At 45.9% G+C, this 17820-nt stretch carries 16 protein-coding genes; 10 read left to right on the forward strand and 6 right to left on the reverse strand.

The annotated features are described in order from the left end of the window. Positions 1 to 40: 40 nt before the first annotated feature. Genes HUJ19_RS10975 through HUJ19_RS10985 form a run of 3 tightly spaced genes read right to left on the reverse strand, consistent with a single transcriptional unit; the run spans position 41 to position 3916 of the window. Entirely contained in the window at positions 41 to 2017 is a 1977-nt protein-coding gene (locus HUJ19_RS10975) for a DUF3488 and transglutaminase-like domain-containing protein (RefSeq protein WP_290624241.1), read from the reverse strand. 17 nt (positions 2018 to 2034) lie between these two features. Then, a complete protein-coding gene (locus tag HUJ19_RS10980; protein WP_290624242.1) occupies positions 2035 to 2985 on the reverse strand; it encodes a DUF58 domain-containing protein in 951 nt (316 codons plus the stop codon). 13 nt (positions 2986 to 2998) lie between these two features. Continuing rightward, entirely contained in the window at positions 2999 to 3916 is a 918-nt protein-coding gene (locus HUJ19_RS10985; protein WP_290624243.1) for a MoxR family ATPase, read from the reverse strand. Positions 3917 to 4042: 126 nt separating this feature from the next. Between HUJ19_RS10985 and HUJ19_RS10990 the strand changes: the two genes are divergently transcribed. The 3 genes from HUJ19_RS10990 (at position 4043) to HUJ19_RS11000 (ending at position 5690) form a co-directional block, all read left to right on the forward strand. Then, positions 4043 to 4573 (forward strand): hypothetical protein, encoded by a 531-nt coding sequence (locus HUJ19_RS10990; protein WP_290624244.1) that lies wholly within the window; start codon positions 4043 to 4045, stop codon positions 4571 to 4573. A 114-nt stretch (positions 4574 to 4687) separates the two neighbouring features. Then, positions 4688 to 5311, forward strand: coding sequence for a hypothetical protein (locus tag HUJ19_RS10995; protein WP_290624245.1), 624 nt, complete (start codon positions 4688 to 4690; stop codon positions 5309 to 5311). A 220-nt stretch (positions 5312 to 5531) separates the two neighbouring features. Continuing rightward, a complete protein-coding gene (locus HUJ19_RS11000; RefSeq protein WP_188459678.1) occupies positions 5532 to 5690 on the forward strand; it encodes a hypothetical protein in 159 nt (52 codons plus the stop codon). A gap of 146 nt (positions 5691 to 5836) precedes the next feature. Here HUJ19_RS11000 and fadJ read toward each other — a convergent pair whose 3' ends face one another. Further along, on the reverse strand, positions 5837 to 7987 hold the full coding sequence (gene fadJ, locus HUJ19_RS11005; protein WP_290624246.1) for a fatty acid oxidation complex subunit alpha FadJ: 2151 nt from the start codon (positions 7985 to 7987) through the stop codon (positions 5837 to 5839). Then, positions 7987 to 9306: an acetyl-CoA C-acyltransferase FadI gene (fadI, locus tag HUJ19_RS11010; RefSeq protein ID WP_290624247.1), complete on the reverse strand. Its 1320-nt coding sequence runs from the start codon at positions 9304 to 9306 to the stop codon at positions 7987 to 7989. The genes fadJ and fadI overlap by 1 nt, the downstream gene beginning before the upstream one ends. A 251-nt stretch (positions 9307 to 9557) precedes the next feature. Here fadI and HUJ19_RS11015 point away from each other — a divergent pair, with 251 nt between their 5' ends. The 7 genes from HUJ19_RS11015 to HUJ19_RS11045 all read left to right on the forward strand — a co-directional run bounded on the left by HUJ19_RS11015 (position 9558) and on the right by HUJ19_RS11045 (position 17444). Beyond that, complete coding sequence (locus HUJ19_RS11015; RefSeq protein WP_290624248.1) at positions 9558 to 10517, forward strand: MoxR family ATPase; 960 nt, start codon at positions 9558 to 9560, stop codon at positions 10515 to 10517. Between the two features lie 22 nt (positions 10518 to 10539). Continuing rightward, positions 10540 to 11523 (forward strand): DUF58 domain-containing protein, encoded by a 984-nt coding sequence (locus tag HUJ19_RS11020; protein ID WP_290624249.1) that lies wholly within the window; start codon positions 10540 to 10542, stop codon positions 11521 to 11523. 11 nt (positions 11524 to 11534) lie between these two features. After that, on the forward strand, positions 11535 to 12077 hold the full coding sequence (locus HUJ19_RS11025) for a DUF4381 domain-containing protein (RefSeq protein WP_290624250.1): 543 nt from the start codon (positions 11535 to 11537) through the stop codon (positions 12075 to 12077). Continuing rightward, positions 12070 to 13116: a VWA domain-containing protein gene (locus HUJ19_RS11030; RefSeq protein ID WP_290624251.1), complete on the forward strand. Its 1047-nt coding sequence runs from the start codon at positions 12070 to 12072 to the stop codon at positions 13114 to 13116. The genes HUJ19_RS11025 and HUJ19_RS11030 overlap by 8 nt, the downstream gene beginning before the upstream one ends. Continuing rightward, complete coding sequence (locus HUJ19_RS11035; protein ID WP_290624252.1) at positions 13109 to 14842, forward strand: VWA domain-containing protein; 1734 nt, start codon at positions 13109 to 13111, stop codon at positions 14840 to 14842. The genes HUJ19_RS11030 and HUJ19_RS11035 overlap by 8 nt, the downstream gene beginning before the upstream one ends. 27 nt (positions 14843 to 14869) lie before the next feature. Next, positions 14870 to 16597: a BatD family protein gene (locus HUJ19_RS11040; protein ID WP_290624253.1), complete on the forward strand. Its 1728-nt coding sequence runs from the start codon at positions 14870 to 14872 to the stop codon at positions 16595 to 16597. A gap of 88 nt (positions 16598 to 16685) precedes the next feature. Then, a complete protein-coding gene (locus tag HUJ19_RS11045; RefSeq protein ID WP_290624254.1) occupies positions 16686 to 17444 on the forward strand; it encodes an SDR family NAD(P)-dependent oxidoreductase in 759 nt (252 codons plus the stop codon). 33 nt (positions 17445 to 17477) lie between these two features. Here the strand turns inward: HUJ19_RS11045 and HUJ19_RS11050 are convergent, their stop codons facing one another. Next, a complete protein-coding gene (locus HUJ19_RS11050; RefSeq protein ID WP_290624255.1) occupies positions 17478 to 17720 on the reverse strand; it encodes a hypothetical protein in 243 nt (80 codons plus the stop codon). Between the last annotated feature and the right edge of the window lie 100 nt (positions 17721 to 17820).

Consider the following 17820-nt stretch of genomic DNA (forward strand, 5'->3'; position numbering starts at 1 on the left):
ACTTGCCGATTGGTTGTCAGTCAGTGTGCCTGCTCAAAAGTTAATGGTAAGCCCTGGCACTTTTGATGAAGCTTTGCTTATTGGCATCCGAGACCTTCTGCTTCTGGTAGCGAATCGCGATGTATCGTTTAATGACTCGCTCAGCTTTTGGATACAGCTCCGGGTGTTCCTGCTTGATACGACGCAACAGATCTTTAGGACCTTCATTTAACTTCAGCTCAATACCCTGTTTAGCCAAAGTGATTTGAAAGTGTCGATATGCCCGCTCAACTTTATCGCGGCTTCTGGCCTGACTTAAAATCCACAAGCCAAAACCTGCACCAGCCAGCAAAACAGTAGCCAGTAAAGCGTAACCAAGATAACGCCACTGGTTATGATTAATACCCATTTTGGACAGCCAGTTAAACTGCATATCCTTGTCATAACCCATCAGGCTCTCATTCCAAAAGCTTTGCATAGCATCCCAGCGCAGACTTATCTGCTGCCAGATGCTTCTGGCAATTTCACTGTCAGTTGTTGTCAAGCTATCAAAATCCGTGAACCAGTCATCCCGTGAACTGGTTTGACCCAATAACGAATCATCTACTCGGGAAGGATGGATCGCTGCCGTAGGGTCAACCCGACGCCAACCTTCTCCCTCAAGCCAGACTTCTGTCCAGGCGTGGGCATCTTTCTGGCGAATAATGTAATAGTCCCCATAAGGGTTATATTCCCCACCCTGATAACCTGTCACCACACGAGCCGGAATTCCAGCAGCACGCATAATAAACACAAAGGCACTTGAGTAATGCTCACAGTAACCTTCCTGACTGCCCAGCCAGAAACCATCAATCACATTTTGTTCAATAACCTCAGGCAGCAATGTGTAATGATAATTTTGCTGGCGAATATAACTTAATACAAAACGAACAAATTCTTCTGGGTCACCCACTTGCTGATATTGCTCAACGGCCCACTCTTTGGTTTGCTCATTACCATCCTCCGGCAGTTGGGTATTAAGCTGTCGTTGCCATTGAGAAAGCTCAATGCCGCTATAATCCAATTCATAAGACTGGGCGGAATAAAGTAGTCGTTGAGTAACCCTCTGAGATTGTCTCCAGGTGTAGTTATTGAACAGATAAACTTTTTCTTTAGGAGGATCAATTAAATCCTCGAGGCCAAAAATCCAACGACGGTTATGTGGTTCCAGTTGAACCCGATATTGGTAAGCCGGAGTTCCGTCAGGATAACTCTCACCCCGCAGCGGGGACTCCACACCGATCTTCCAGGCAATCCCATCAAACTCAGAAAGCACCAGCCCACGCCAATACATTTGATTAATGGACGGGGCTTCACCCTCAAAATCTACCCGGAAGGCAATCTCATCAAAACCGTACAGGGAACTAATGGCCCCGGGGCTCATTTCATCATCAATGCCCATTCCGGCCTCTGAACTTGAAGGCATTGCCCACAGTGGCCCTGACAGCCTTGGAAACAGGAAGAATAATACCAGCATAATAGGAAGCGCCTGCAATAAGGTCACTCCCGAAATTTTGCCCAGGTTTCGAATACCGGCAACACCTTTTGTACTGTTTAGAGCAATCAGCCCCATCAGGATCGACATCATTACAATCAGCAAATAAACGCCCATCAAAATGGATTCGTCGTACAGGAATGCTGTCACTAAAATAAAAAAGGAAATAAAAAGTATTAACGCGCCATCACGATAGTTTTTGGCTTCCAGCAGTTTAAAGGTGTACATCAAACTAATCAGTCCAACGCCCGCATCACGACCGCTGATGGTTCTAAAATAGAGGAAGACCCCACCCAGGGCGCATAGAGCTAAAACTAAGATTAACCAGGAAGGAAGCTTTATGGCTTTTTTGTAAACTACGAATCGAGTCAATAGCAATGCAATAGTCGAAGCCGAGATCCAGGCCGGTAAATGAAACCATAAGGGAGAAAGCACAATGGCCTGTACCATGATTAGTAAAGGAATAATGCCTGGGCGAGTCAGTGGTAAAGATTGCGTATTCATAATTATTAGCTCACCACTTATTCCATCAAAGCCAAAGCGCTAAGACATTGATGCAAATGCTCTGCGCCCTGCCCTTTACCAATTCTGATTTTGGGAAGTTCCAGACCATACAGATTACCAGCCTGCTCGGCCTTGATGACTGCATCGGTCAAATAAGAAATTGCTAACTCTTTATCGTACTGACTGACGCTTTCCCAGGTCAGTAAATGCTGCTCACCGACCAGTTCTTCAAACTCTTTAGTCAGCAAACCGCGTTCACGAGCAAAAGCCTTCCACATCACCTGCTTGATCGGATCGCCCGATTGATAGTCACGCAGGCTATGAAAGTCCTCAGAACCCTTTTGTGCAAAAGCCCCCTCTTCCTGCCCCTGAGATTGAGGCGCTAAAATTTGTGGGCATTCGATAGGCTTTGGATAAATTAACGCAACATGATTGGGTTTAAACCAGGACCAGACCTGAAAAATACCAAACGGAAAAATACTGGTACAAACCAGTCGCTGCGGTTTTAACAGCCCACGCTTGGCCGCTTTCACTTTTACCTGGAACAGGGTTTTACTTTGCGGCTCAACATCAAAATACTGAACCTGCTTCTTATTCTCCCCAATGCCAATGGATGAACGATAGCTTTCTGACGGATTGTAAAATTCAAAAGGAAAAGAACACTGCTGGCCCACATACACCGACTGGGGTTTTAAAGCACGAATTCTTAAACCGCGAACATTCCGATAAGTATAAAATACAGACAACATACCAATCGCCAGCAGAATAAACCCCGCCATAAAGCCCATATTATTTTGATAATTAGTTGAAGCGACCAATATCAAAATCAGAATCAGCAACATCAGCCAGCCATAACGGGTTGGCAAAATATAGATGTTGCGTTGGCGTAAAAAAACTTCCTGCTGTTCAGGGCTGCGTTTATCTACCCAGCTAAAAAACTTTCGCTCAATGGCGCTGACAAGCTTCATGAATAATATTTAATCAGGCTGGCACAGGTGTATCATGAATGATCTGCTCAACCAGCACTTCAATTTTCTCGCTGGAGGTTTTCACCGATTGCAGACGATGAGCAACAGTTGGTACAAATACTTTTTGAATATCTTCTGGTAGCACATAGTCCCGTTCATCAAGAAACGCCCAGGCTTTCGCTGCACCAATCAGCGCCAGGCCTCCGCGTGGGGATATACCGTGTGCGAAGTCAGGGCTCTGACGCGTGGCATTAATCAAGTCCATCACATAACTTAACAGGTGGTCACTGATAGTCAGAGTTTGAACGAACTTTTGAATTTCCATCAGCTCGTCGAGCTCAAGCAGGGTTTCTATCTTGTTCATTTGCACACGTCCTGAGTCACCACGAAGCAATATTTTTTCAAATCCAGCTTCTGGATAGCCCAGTTGGACACGAAACAGGAAGCGATCCAGCTGCGACTCAGGTAAAGAATAGGTTCCAATCTGGTAAGAAGGGTTTTGCGTTGCAATCACAAAAAAGGGCTGCGGCAATGGATAGGTCTTCCCCTCGATCGTCACCTGTTGCTCTTCCATTGCTTCAAGCAATGCACTCTGTGCTTTAGGCGTGGCTCGGTTAATTTCATCGGCCAACACCAGTTGCGAAAAAACTGGCCCAGGGTGAAACTCAAAACTACCTTTTTCTCGATCGTAGATATTGGCACCCACAATATCTCCGGGCAAAATGTCACTGGTAAATTGAACTCGCTGAAACTCTAAACCAAAGACTTTGGCAATTGCCTGGCCCAATGTCGTTTTGCCCATGCCGGGTAGATCTTCGATCAATAAATGCCCTTTGGCTAATAAACAGGCAACGGCCAGTTTGACTTGATGAGGTTTCCCCAAAACCACCTTATTAAGCTGGTCAAGGACAGGGTTCAATTTTTTGTGCATATAAATTCCGAATATAAGTTCTGTGAACTCATTAATGTTTCAGCCCAATGAGTTCAGTTATCGTTCAGATACCGTTGAGGATAATTGACCTCGCATTATTTAACAAGAATACATGAGGAGATAATCATGTCATTAAAAAAATTGTTCGTTGCAACTACGATCGCTCTTTCGTCTGGTCTAGCTATGGCGAACAACGTCAGCTATGACTATGTTCAAGGGGGTCTTATCGATTATGACAACCTTGACGGCGTCAATTTTGAGTTTTCAAAAAGCTTCACCGACAACATCTACGGCAAGATTGATTACAGCGACCTGGAAAACGGTGGTTTCGACGTTAGTATTTTGCGTATCAACGCTGGTTTCAATATGGAACTAACCAATAATACTGACTTTGTTGCTGAGTTAGGTTATGAAGATGTTGATGCTGACTTCGGTTTTGATGATAACGGTTATAACATCATGGCCGGTTTCAGAAGCATGTTTACCAATGACCTTGAGGTCGGTGCTTATGTCACTCAATCCGATGTATTAGACTCAACAGACATTACTGTTGAAGGTCGTTACCACTTTGATCGCAACATGTCAGTTGCCCTTGAGTTCGGTAATGATGACGAGCTTGATGAGCATATCGGTGTCAACTTCCGTTATAGCTTCTAGGCAATATCGCTAAACCCCAAAAGCCACTTACTTTTAAGTGGCTTTTTATTTTCTCATCCGGATTTGGTTATAGTATGATGACCAATGAAATTTTATAGATATGGAATGATAACGATGAAAAAAGCTTTATTCTTAGCATTGATGAGTGCTCTTGGCTTAGCCGCGCAAGCTAGCGATAAACTGAGCTACGATTATTGGCAAATAGCTTATGTGCATAGCGGAGGCGAAGCCACAAGCGATAAGACTGGCTATAAAATAGACATGGTTGGCAGTTTTAATGAATCCACATACTTGCGCTACATCATTCAAGAACAATCTGCTGATGTCTGGGCGGCTGGGCAAAAAGGTGATGTAACTGCCAAAGAATACTCTTTAGCCTTTGGCTGGCATACCCCAATGGGCCGCAGCACCGACTTCTTTGCTGAGGTAGGTTATTTGAAGCAAGATGCTGAAGATATTTTTAACGGCTCAGTTTACGGTAATGACGAAGATGGCTATCTAGCTAATATTGGTATCCGCAGTCGTTTTTCAGCTAATTGGGAATATACTGTTTTCGCCGGATATCGTGATGTAGACTTCTCACCTTATGTTGATGAAGTCAACCATGAGGACGATAGTGATTCGGTATATGGCTTTGAAACTCGCTATTACTTCTCAAAGTTATGGTCTATCGGGCTTTCGGTCTCAGAAGAAGCAACAGGGCCAACTTCGGGGCTTCAGTTACGTTTCACACCTTAGTCCCTTAATCTATTTGAGCCATCAGCCATAAGGGCTTTTGGCTCCCTGGCTTCCCCTCATATTCCTAGCAGTTATAAGCCTGTAAAGATTTCTGACGTTTTTTGCAAACTGTTTCACACAAGCTCCCGACTCAGTGAGAATCAGCACACAGATCATTTCTGATAATTCCCTAAAATACACACCATACGATGTAAACAAACCATATGCGTAGGAAATTAACATGAAATATATACTTGTTATTGTAGCTGCTTTAGCAGGTATCAAGTTTTTGGCAGACACACCATACTTTGCTCAGCTTTTTGCTGAAAACAAAGAGTTGTTTGTTGCATTGGCCCTGACTATAGCTTCCAAACCCTTGTTAAAGAAAATCTTTGAGTAACAACTCCTCCCTGTAGTTTTTCAAGGCGGCCTCGGTCGCCTTTTATTTTCTTTTTACTTCGGTTTTTATTTAGAGTTTTTCCAGAAACAAAGAAGCCGAGCATGATGCTTGGCTTCTTTGTTTATACTGTTTTAATCAAGGACTATCTATGAATAAAAGCTTTCCTGATTTTGCTTCATCTTGACCAGGACATCTGCTGGCTTAAAGCGCTCTCCATATAATTCCTGATAGTGCTCCAAACGATCGACAATGGTTGCAATGCCGCGCTTGTCCATGTAGCGGAATGGCCCACCATGAAACGGTGGGAAGCCAATCCCAAAGATGGCTCCTACATCACCATCTCTAGCACTTCGAATAATACCCTCATCCAAGCAGCGAGCAGCCTCATTGGCCATCAGCAAGATGCCTCGTTCAGCAATCTCAGCTGAGCTAACTTCTTTTCCTGGCTCAACGCCAAGAACCTTATACACAGTTTCATCTACTTGCTTCTTCTTACCCTTGGTTGGATATTGGTAGAAACCTCGATTATTCTTACGCCCTTTACGATCATCATCCAACAATTTACTAAAGGTTTTAGGCGGCTCCATGCGCTCGCCAAAGGCATCCTGAAGGATTGGTGCAACTTTGGTCGCAACATCAATACCTACCTCATCAAGCAGTGTAATAGGCCCTACCGGGAAGCCTGCTTTAACCATAGCTTTATCCAAAGTTTCAATGGCCACGCCTTCACTGAGCAAAATTCCAGCCTCATTAACATAGGGCGCCAAGATACGATTGACATAAAAGCCTGCGCCATCATTCACCACGATAGGTGTTTTGCCCTGCTGTTTGCCTAAAGCAACGCAGCTTGCAATAACCCAGTCTGCGGTCTTGTCGGTTTTAATGATTTCAAGCAACGGCATTTTTTCGACTGGTGAGAAGTAATGTAAGCCCACTACCTGCTCAGGACGCTTAGCACCGTCAGCAATTTTACTGATTGGGATCGAAGAGGTATTGGTGGCAAAGATGGTTTTCTCTGAGCAGTTCTCCTCAACATCTTTGACCATCTGATGCTTCAGATCCAAATCTTCAAACACTGCCTCAATGACCATGTCGCAATCTTTGAATCCTTGGTAATCCGTTGAACCAGTCAAGAAAGACATGGTATTCCGTGCATCACTGGGAGAAATAATGCGGCGCTTCATTTTCTTGCTGATAATTTTCCAGCTGTAATTGAGCGCACCGTTAACGCCTTTTGCGCTAACGTCCTTAACACGAACCTGCTTGCCTGCTTTGTCCACTGACACATAAGCAATCCCCGAGCCCATCAGGCCTCCGCCCAATACGCCCACTTTATCCACTTTCACCGCCTCAACGTCACCTTCAACGCCTTTATCTTTTTTCAGCTCAGTTGTGGCAAAGAAAATGCTTATTAATGCTTTTGCCTCTGGCGTTACTACCAGCTGGCCAAAGTTTTTGGCTTCTACCGCAAGACCGGCATCGAAACCCTGGCTGTAACCTTTTTCCACACACTCAATAATTTTGTGCGGCGCAGGATAGTTACCCTTGGTTTTGCTGTCGACAGTTTTACGTGCCTGATTAAATACCAGATTGCGGCCCAAAGGGTTCGCTTCCAGTAATAATTCCTTGATACCAACCAGTGACAAATAATAAGTCCACGGCTTTTTCCTGGAACGATCTTTACGCAAGTCATGCAATCGCCTGGTTGCCGCTTTCATCAAATTGGCCGCAGGCACAATCTCATCAACCAGCCCTAACTTTTTAGCCTGCTTCGGAAAAAGTTGTTTGCCAGTCAGCATCATATCTAGCGCTGATGGAATGCCAACCAGGCGAGGCAAACGCTGTGTTCCACCGCTACCCGGCAGTAACCCTAACTGTACTTCCGGTAATCCCAGTTTTGATTTTGGACTATCGCTCACGACACGGCCATGACAGGCTAATGCCAGTTCAAGACCACCACCCAGACAGGCTCCATCTATTGCAGCCACCACTGGCACCTTAAATTTTTCCAACTGATTGAAAAGACGCTGACCAGTTTTAGCAATTTCTTCTGCTTCTTCGGCGGTATCAACACTTTTCAGCACGGTAATATCAGCACCGGCAATAAAGCTGCCTTCTTTGCCACTGCGAATAATGACACCTTTGACGCTGATATCATCACCCAGCTTTTCCAGAATTTGTCCTACCTGCTCACCAAATTCAGGTTTTAACACATTCTGCGCTTCCCCTGGCAGGTCAATGGTGATGACTGCGATGCCATCATCTTGTATGTTAAGTTCAAAAATTGACTCAGACATTATTCAACCTCCAGAATCATTGCTGCGCCCAGACCACCAGCGGCACAGGCAGTCGTCAAACCAACCCCACCACCACGGCGTTTCAGCTCTCTTAATGTTTGCGTGATCATACGTGTACCGGTTGCGGCAAATGGATGGCCATAAGCCAGCGAACCGCCGAGCACATTGAATTTATCCATATCAATATCACCAATCTTGGTGCGTTGACCGAGCTTTTCTTTGGCGAATTCGGTGGAACCAAAAGCCTGAATATTGGAAATGGTCTGTGCCGCGAAAGCTTCATGCATGTCGATCAGGTCTAAATCCTTAAGCTGCATTTTGGCTTTCTTTAGCGCCATCGGTGTTGCATAGGACGGCCCCATCAACATGTCATGGGTTGCTTCGATTGCAGCAAAAGCGTAACTCTTAATATAGCCAAGCGGCTCATAGCCCAATGCTTTGGCCTGTGACTCTTTCATCATCAGAACTGCTGAGGCACCATCACTCAATGGCGTTGAGTTGGCTGCTGTCAAAGTACCGTACTTACGGTCAAAGGCCGGACGCAATTTGGCGTAACCCTCAATCGTTGAGTCGAAACGAACTATATTGTCACGATGCAGCGGCTCTTTGGTGTAGGGCTCGACATAAGCAGTCAATACTTCATCATCCAGCTTCCCCTCTTCCCAGGCTTGCGCCGCCAGAGTATGTGAGCGGTGAGCCAGCGCATCCTGCTCTTCACGTGTAATACCACGATCACGAGCCATTTGTTCAGCATTCTCACCCATTGTCATACCGGTCGAATATTCCTTAATGGCAGGCGGAACAGGTAATAAATCTTTAAAGCGCAGGCCTTTTATAATGGAGAGTTTCTGGCCAAGCGTTTTTGCTTTTTGCAGATCGACCAGTGCTAACTGTAACTTACGACTCACACCAATCGGCACCACTGAAGAAGAGTCTGCACCACCGGCAATGCCTATCGATACATCGCCCAAAGCAATAGAATCTGCCAGGCTGGCAACGGTCTGAAAGCTTGTGGCGCAGGCGCGCGAGATTGAATAGGCATCGGTGTGTACATTCATGGGCGTGCCCAGCACAATTTCGCGTGCAATGTTAGGCGCTTCTGGCAAAATCACAACCTGACCAAAAATGACGCGTTCAATCAACTTAGGATCAAGTTCGCTGCGTACCATTAATTCGTTAACCACCATCTTGCCCAGTTCAATGGCATTGATGCCACGGAAATGAGTTGCCTGTTTAGCAAACGGTGTTCTCAAGCCTGAAACGATGGCGACTCGATCCTGTTTCGCCCGCGCTCTTTTACCTGCTGCTGTTTCACTCATGCCTGTCTCCTGAAAAAAGAGTCATTAAAAGAATATTCACCCGATTGTACCTGAACAGCCCAAGTTTTCAAACGAACGTTTGAATGTTGCCAGTTCGATGCAACCTACCTCCAGCCCCAGAATTTCTGCAAAGAAACAATTAGTTGCATTTTTAAAGTGTTTTTTGATACAACTCAGGAAGCTTTTTTACTACATTGAACTATTACTCAATTCGGCTTACAAAGCATTACCACAACTGGATACCCCATAACATGAGTATCAAACAACAATTTATTGAATTAGAACAATTCCTTAAGTCACGAATTATTGGCCAGCACGAGCTGGTGCATAAAATGTTGATCGCCCTGCTTGCCGATGGTCACTTACTGGTTGAAGGCGCACCGGGTCTTGCGAAAACGCGAGCCATCAAAGAATTATCAACTGCCGTAGAAGGTAACTTTCACCGCATTCAGTTTACCCCGGATTTATTACCGGCAGATTTAACTGGTACCGAAATTTACCGCCCACAGGATGGCAGTTTCCATTTCCAGAAAGGCCCATTGTTCCATAACATGATTCTGGCCGACGAAATTAACCGTGCACCAGCCAAGGTTCAGTCAGCGCTATTAGAGGCCATGGCTGAACGTCAGATCACGGTCGGCAGCCAAAGCTTCCAATTACCACAACTCTTCCTGGTCATGGCCACCCAGAATCCGATTGAACAGGAAGGCACCTACCCACTTCCAGAAGCACAGCTGGATCGTTTCCTGATGCAGGTTATCGTTGATTATCCAGAAGCCGAAGCCGAAGCCGAGATTTTGGCACTTAATCGGCAGGAAGCCTTAACGGGCGAGTCAACTCCGGCAAAACCGCTCAGTCAGCAGGATCTGTTCGAAGCGCGCAAAGAAGTGCTTTCCACTTATATGACCCCGGAAATTGAAGAATACCTGGTACAGCTTATTATCAGCACCCGTCAGCCAGAAAAACTTGGCGGCTCTTTGGCAAACTATATTGAATATGGCGCCAGTCCGCGTGCCACCATCGCTCTTGATCGCTGTGCCCGCGCCAACGCCTGGCTCAACAATCGTGATTACGTTACACCGGGGGATGTGCAGACAGTGCTGTTTGATATCCTGCGTCACCGCATTATCTTAAGTTATCAGGCCGAGGCGGAGGGTGTTACGGCAGATGCCATTATTGATGAGCTCATCAAACAAGTTCCAACACCTTAATGCCTAAACTGCTGAACCATTGATGACACAAAAAACCATTAGCTCCAAACAAGTCGGCTCAAACTCTATTGAACTGAGTTTAGAGCAGCTGATTGCCTGCCAGTATTGGGCACGCGATACGATTCCGTTGCCCAATAAAAAATCCAAGGCACACCTGGTCGGTGGGCATCTGTCCCCTTATAAGGGCCGGGGCATGGAATTTTCTGAGGTACGCCAGTATCAACCCGGTGATGATATCCGAACGATTGACTGGAAAGTAACGGCTCGTACCGGTGAAGTGCATACCAAGATATTTCAGGAAGAAAGGGAAAGACCTGTTTTCCTGCTACTCGACTTGCAGGACTCCATGTTCTTCGGTTCGAAAAAACGCTTCAAGTCAACGTTGGCCTGTTTGCAGGCTGCTCGAGTATTCTGGACTGCGCATAACTCAGGCAATCGTGTGGGCGCCCTTTTTAGTACCGCAACCGATCATGTTGAACTGAAACCGTCCAATCGTCGTCAGAATGGTCTGCGCCTGCTGCAACACATGCTGGAACTCCATAACCATCGGTTAGAGTCGATTTATCGTCAGCAACAGGCTTTTACCATCAATAGCAATGCGCTCTGTGATGCCTTGTCACGGTTACGTCATTTGGTAAAAGGCGGTAGCCTGATTTATATTTTCAGCGACTTCACTAACCTGTCGCAATCCTGCAAGCAGGATCTGATTCACTTAGCGCAACATAATGATATTCATGCAGTTATGATTACCGACCCATTGGAGCAGTCAATTCCGGTAGCTGGAGAGTTCATTGTGAGTGATGGTGATAAAACAGTAGCTTTAAATTCTGCCCGACCAGGCTTTAAAACCCGTTACCAGGAAATGTTCCATGACAAGCTGGTTAAAACACAGGCCTTCTTTCAGGAAGCTCAGTGCAGCTTTGTTGAATATAGTACCGCACAAGAGCTAAGTGACTTTGCCATCAACCCCTATCGCAACCGTTCCATTTCCGGAAAAAGGACATAGACTGAATTCTTATGGCAAACCCACAACAGACTCAATTACTGGAACAGTTACGCGATATCCATCTTCCCGATGGGGTCAGCTGGTGGCCACTCGCCATTGGCTGGTGGGTCGTCATCGCAATCTTGGTTGCAGTCATAGTCCTTTTGATCGCTAAAGCCATTCTCAAGCAAAGACGCAAACGATTTGCGCGCTACGCTCTGATTGAGCTCGAGCATATCAAACAGGAAGGTCAAAGTGACTGGCTGATGCAAACTCACAACATTATGCGCCGCGCCAGCTTGTGCTATTTCCCAAAATCGCAGGTAGCGGTTATGGACAATAAACACTGGGTAATTCTGCTTTATCAGACCGGTAGCAATATCTGGAGCCAACAAAGCCTGCAGTTGCTGGAAGAAGGTGTTTATCGCAATCCGGACTCCATTGATGTAAGCCATAGAGCACAGTTTTTGGCAGAAGCCCGTTCATGGTTGGAGCAATTGCCCGAGTTGAAACAGTTACCTGCTTTTACTGAGTCGCTGAGTGTTGCAAAACAGGGAGGAACAGCCAATGTTTGAGTTTGTCTGGCCCTGGGTTTGGCTTCTATTACCATTACCTTTACTGGTGTGGTGGCTTGCCGAGCGTAAGCGACAGCAACAGGCTTTACGTGCTCCCCTGTTTTTATACTGGCGCAGTATTCAGGAACAGGAAGGCAAGTCCAGCAAACGCTTCCCCTGGCTAACTTTTTTAATCTGGGCCTTAATCATCACGGCCCTGTCGCGTCCACAATGGGTTGGCAACACTATGGAGTTACCGGCAACGGGGCGGGATTTGATGTTAAGCATTGATATTTCCGGCTCAATGGAAATGCCGGACATGGTGATTGATAACAAAGAAGTGGATCGGCTGGTTGCAGTAAAAGCATTGCTCACCGACTTTATTGCTCGCCGTAAAGGTGATCGCATTGGCCTGATCCTGTTTGGTGAACAGGCTTATCTGCAAACCCCATTAACCTTTGATTTAGAAACGGTTCAGATCATGCTCGACGAAACCAGCATCGGTCTGGCCGGCTCTTCGCGCACCGCAATCGGTGATGGTATTGGCCTGGCCGTTAAGCGCCTGCGTGAGCGCAACGCTGATAACCGTGTGCTCATATTATTAACCGATGGCCAGAACAATACCGGCGTGCTTAATCCGTTGCAGGCAGCAGAGCTTGCCGAGCACGCCGGAATTACCATCTACACCATTGGTGTTGGTGCCGACGAAATGATTGTTAAAAACCGCTTCTTTGGCAATCGCCGCATTAACCCATCGCTAGAGCTGGATGAGGAAACCTTAATTGCAGTAGCGGAGAAAACCGGTGGCCGATATTTTCGCGCACGTGACACCAGGGAAATGGAACAGATCTATCAGATTATCGATGAGCTGGAGCCAGTCGAGGATGATTACCAAAGCTACCGTCCAATTAAAGCCTTATTCTATATACCGTTGGCTTTGGCATTACTGATTTCCTTGTTATCAATTTTAATTAGAACCATTATCAGCTGGCGAATGAGTACTGCTCACAATACCAAGCAACAGGCAGCAAGCGTAACACCGGAGGAATCTCATGTTTGATTTTCTTCCTGATATTACACAGCTTCATTTTATCCGCCCCTGGGCCTGGCTTTTACTGTTACCCGTTTTTATTTTGTGGTGGCTATACAGAACTAAAGGCCAACAAGCCAGTGGTTGGGCCAAACTGATAGACCAGCATCTTCTGGGCTGGATGATGCCCAATTCACAACTGGGCAAAAGTATTAAATGGCAAAAAAATCTACTGCTAATTTTATGGATACTGTTAGTCATGGCGCTATCAGGCCCAAGCTGGAAAAAGCTACCGCAACCGGTTTTTTCAAATTTGGCTTCACGTGTGATTGTCCTCGATTTGTCCACATCAATGGACGCACAAGATGTTAAGCCAAGTCGACTGGCCCGGGCCAAATTTAAGCTGACCGATATCTTAAAAAACATCCAGGATGGTCAAACCGGTTTTGTGGTCTATGCCGGTGATGGCTTTGTATTGAGTCCTTTGACCAGCGATACCGATACAATCGATAACATGGTGGATGTACTTTCAACTAATTTAATGCCATTAGTTGGCAGCATACCGAGTAAAGGTATCGAAAAGGCGATTGAGCTGTTAGACAATGGCGCGGCTGGTGAAGGTGATATTATCTGGATAACCGATGGTGCCAAAGAACAGGAGCTCGACAAAATTGGCAGCCTAATCAGTAAGGTACCTTATGAACTCAATATTCTTGCCATAGGCACCGCAGAAGGCGCGCCAATCCCAATGTCGAATGGCTCAGGCTTTGTAAAAGACACCAATGGCAATATTGTCATTCCCAAACTCAATTACGATGAACTGGCAAACTTTGCAGATGATATCGGCGCCACCCTGACACCTATGACTGCTGGTAATCAGGATATTGAGCTACTACTGCAAAGACAGGCACTAAGCCTTGAAGAAAAGCTTGAGAAGCAGGATATTATGGCTGACAGCTGGGAAGATGCTGGCTTCTGGCTATTGTTTTTAACGCTCCCTATTTTGCTGCTTGGATTTAAACATCGCTCCATGTTTGCTGTTGTTTTTGTCATAGCATTTGGAGTGGTCGCTAGCCCTCAGGCTACTGCCAACCCACTTGAAAAGATTTTCCTGAACAAAGATCAGCAGGCCAAAAAGTTGCTTAATGATGAGCAGTACGATGAAGCCTACAAAACCTTTGAAGATCCACAGTGGAAAGCTGTTGCAGCTTATCGCAATGGAGACTACAAGGTGGCAGAAGATTATTTCGCCGATGGCCAGCGGATATCGCCAGCAGATCAAGCATACAACAAAGCTAATGCTCAAGCTCTCGCTGGAGATCTGGAAGCTGCCATTAAAAGCTATAACCAGGCTTTAGAGATAAATCCCGATCATCAGGACGCCCTGCATAATAAAAAAATTGTTGAAGAGCTGCTAAAGCAGCAGCAACAGGAGCAAGAACAAAACCAACAGCAGGATGAGTCTTCCGAGTCAGAACAGGAGCAGAATGATCAACAACAGGAGCAACAGCAGGATGACAATTCGCAAAGTGATGAAAACAGCGATCAGCAGCAGGAGTCCAGCGAGCAACAGCAACAAAAACCAGAATTAACTGAAGAAGAATTGCAGCAGCAGTTTAAAGAGGAAGAGAAGGATCAGGAACTGGAGCAATGGTTGAAACGTCTTCCCGATGATCCTGGTGGTTTATTAAGACGCAAAATGTATCAGGAATATCGCAAGCGTGGCCATAAGCAGCACGTTGATGAAACATGGTAGACCCATATCTGAACAGGTTTATGTACGATGCAAATAGTTAGCAAAACATTCATGTTCTTCTTACTGGTCGTTGGGCTTTTATTTGCCCAGACACTGGAAGCTAAGGTTCAGTACTTTCTGGATCGCGGCGAGATCCGCGAAAATGAAACCTTTCGCTTGAAAATAGTGGTCGAGAATCCATCGACACTTGCCAGCGCCCTATCACTAGACTTTTTACCCGAGGAGCTTGAGCGACTCAGCCTCCAGCAATTTAACAACAGCACTATGATCAATGGCCAGTTTCATAGTGAAATGGGCTGGGAAGTGAAGCTTCTGGCCAGACAGGCTGGCATCTATACCGTTCCGGCCAGAAAGTTTGCTAACGAAAGCGCAGAATCCTTCACTATTAGAGTGTTGCCCGCAATCGATGAGCTTAAAGATGATAACAGTCCAGCCAAAGTTAAGTTGCGCGCAGCGCTAAATCTTGAAGAGGCTTATGTTCAACAACAGTTAATTCTAACTGTCAGAATCTATCGCTCCGTCGTAACTCGCCACGAAAGTCTGACTCTGCCAAAAGCAACAGGAGCGGTGCTGGAGCAACTTGGTGATGATCGTACCTTTGAAATGGTACAGGGTAATACTAGCTATAGAGTGGTTGAACGCCAGTTCGCAATATTTCCTCAACAAAGCGGTGAGCTGTTGATTGAGCCTATGACCTACACCGCAACAGTTCTCGATGACAGTCAATCATCTAACCCCTGGGGATTAAGCCGGACAAAACCTATCTCTTTGAGCACTCCTGAATATAAAGTAAAGGTTAAACCCAAACCTGCATCAGCTGAAGAGCCCTGGCTACCGGCAACAAACCTCAAGCTTGAAGCAAGTTGGTTACCTGACAATCAAACCTTTGAAGTTGGTACACCTGCAACACTAGAATTCAAAATTAAGGGCACGGGGCTTTTGCAAACTCAGTTACCCAACATAACTTTTCCGGAAGTCGATGGGGTGAAAATCTATCGTGATACCCCTGAATATCAGCAACTGATTAATCGTCTTGGCGTGACCAGCCATCATATTGAAAAGCTGGCAATTGTGCCGAGTCAGGCTGGTGAGGTGACAATACCTGAGTTGCGCATTCCCTGGTGGAATACGGTGACTGATAAGCAGGATTATGCAGTGCTACCTGCCATGACAATCAATGTGGTGCCCCAGCCACGTACGGGACAGTCGGCATCCAGCCAACCAGTGGTATCCAATAAAATCAATGATGATCCAAACGCTGTAGACACAGGAGCCTCTTCCACTAGCAGCCAAACGCAACAAGATAACCTGAACCTCTGGCAAGTCATCAGTATCGTACTGGCCGCTCTATGGTTATTAACCTTGCTCCTGTGGCGCTTTACTAAGCCGAAACCAATTGCCAATGATTCAAACCAGCAAGCCCCTGTGATGAGTCAAACCGAGCAACACTTTAAAGCCAGTCTTGCCGAGGTTGCAGCTGCCTGCAAAAACAATAATGCCAAACAGGCTCAACAGTTATTATTGCAATGGTGCCGCAATCAATCACATTTAAGCCACATAAAAAATCTGAATCAGCTTAAACAGATGGTTGAAAATGATTCATTGCAACAGCAGCTGGATTTATTACAGGCAGCGCTTTATTCACCTGAGCGGGAGCAACCGTGGCGAGGACAGCCGTTGGCAGATACCCTGCAACATTTACCCAAGCCTGCAACTAATGACCAACAGCAAGGCCTACCCAAACTCTACTCCTGAATCTCTATTACGACTGTCGCCTGGCTGCCAGATTGGCACTCAGGCTGACTGTTGCTACAATGCCCCTTTTTGATCACGAGATAACACTATGCAACTCAATCAATCGAAAGCCATTATTAGTGGCGGAGCTTCTGGTTTAGGCTTTGCCACTGCTAAAAATATTATTGATAACGGCGGTAAGGTCGTTTTGTTGGATATCAATGAAGAACAAGGACAAAAAGCCGCTCAGGAACTGGGTAATAATGCGATGTTTATCAAAACTGACATCAGCAATGAAAATGATGTCGAAACAGCTGCCGACAAAGCTGCCGAGTTTATGGGCGGTATCAATCTTGCGGTAGGTTGTGCTGGGGTGTTAGGCGCTGGACTTATTCACAGCAAAAAGGGCCCGATGCCTGCGGAATACTTCCAGAATGTAGTCAATATCAATTTGGTCGGAACTTTCCTGCTGACTCGCGCTGCCTCGCGCCACATGCAGAATAATGAGCCGGTAGATGGTGAACGCGGTGTGATTATCCACACTGCATCAATTGCAGCTTATGAAGGTCAGATTGGACAGACCGCCTATTCAGCAACAAAATCTGCAATCGTTGGAATGATTCTTCCTCTGGCGCGTGAGTTTGCCCGTATCAATGTTCGAGTTATGGCTATCGCACCAGGTGTATTTGAAACCCCGATGATGGAAAAGATTACTCCTGAAATCTGCGAGCAGATAGCAGCGGGCATTCCTAACCCATCTCGCTTTGGTAAGCCTTCTGAGTTTGCTTTAACAGTTCAGCAAGTGGTTGAGAATCAATACCTTAATGGCTCAACCATTCGCCTTGATGCCGCAGCAAGACTGCAATAACCAATAAAACTCAGCACTGGCCAAAGGACAACCTTATGGCTGGTGCTGATGTTTGACCATCTCCAGAAAACTTCTATCCTGACGCCTCTCGGCAATCACTAAACTATCATCCAGTTCAGCTTCCTGCTTCAATTCTTCATCAATCTGCTGTTGATCGATAGGTTCCTGCTTAGTGTAGGTTTCTTTATCTTTTGACTGATAATTCCAAAAGGCCTCAAATTCCTTTGCAAATCGGGCCGGTTCTTTAAGCTCTTCTGATAATACTAATGTACACATGGCTTTTTCCTCTTTGTTTATTTGACGATTCCATTACAGCACCCAATTCTGAAAGCCTTATGAATGAATTATGGCGAATTATGGCAATGTGCTTCTTAAG

This window comes from Kangiella sp., assembly GCF_014762745.1.
Taxonomy (GTDB): domain Bacteria; phylum Pseudomonadota; class Gammaproteobacteria; order Enterobacterales; family Kangiellaceae; genus Kangiella.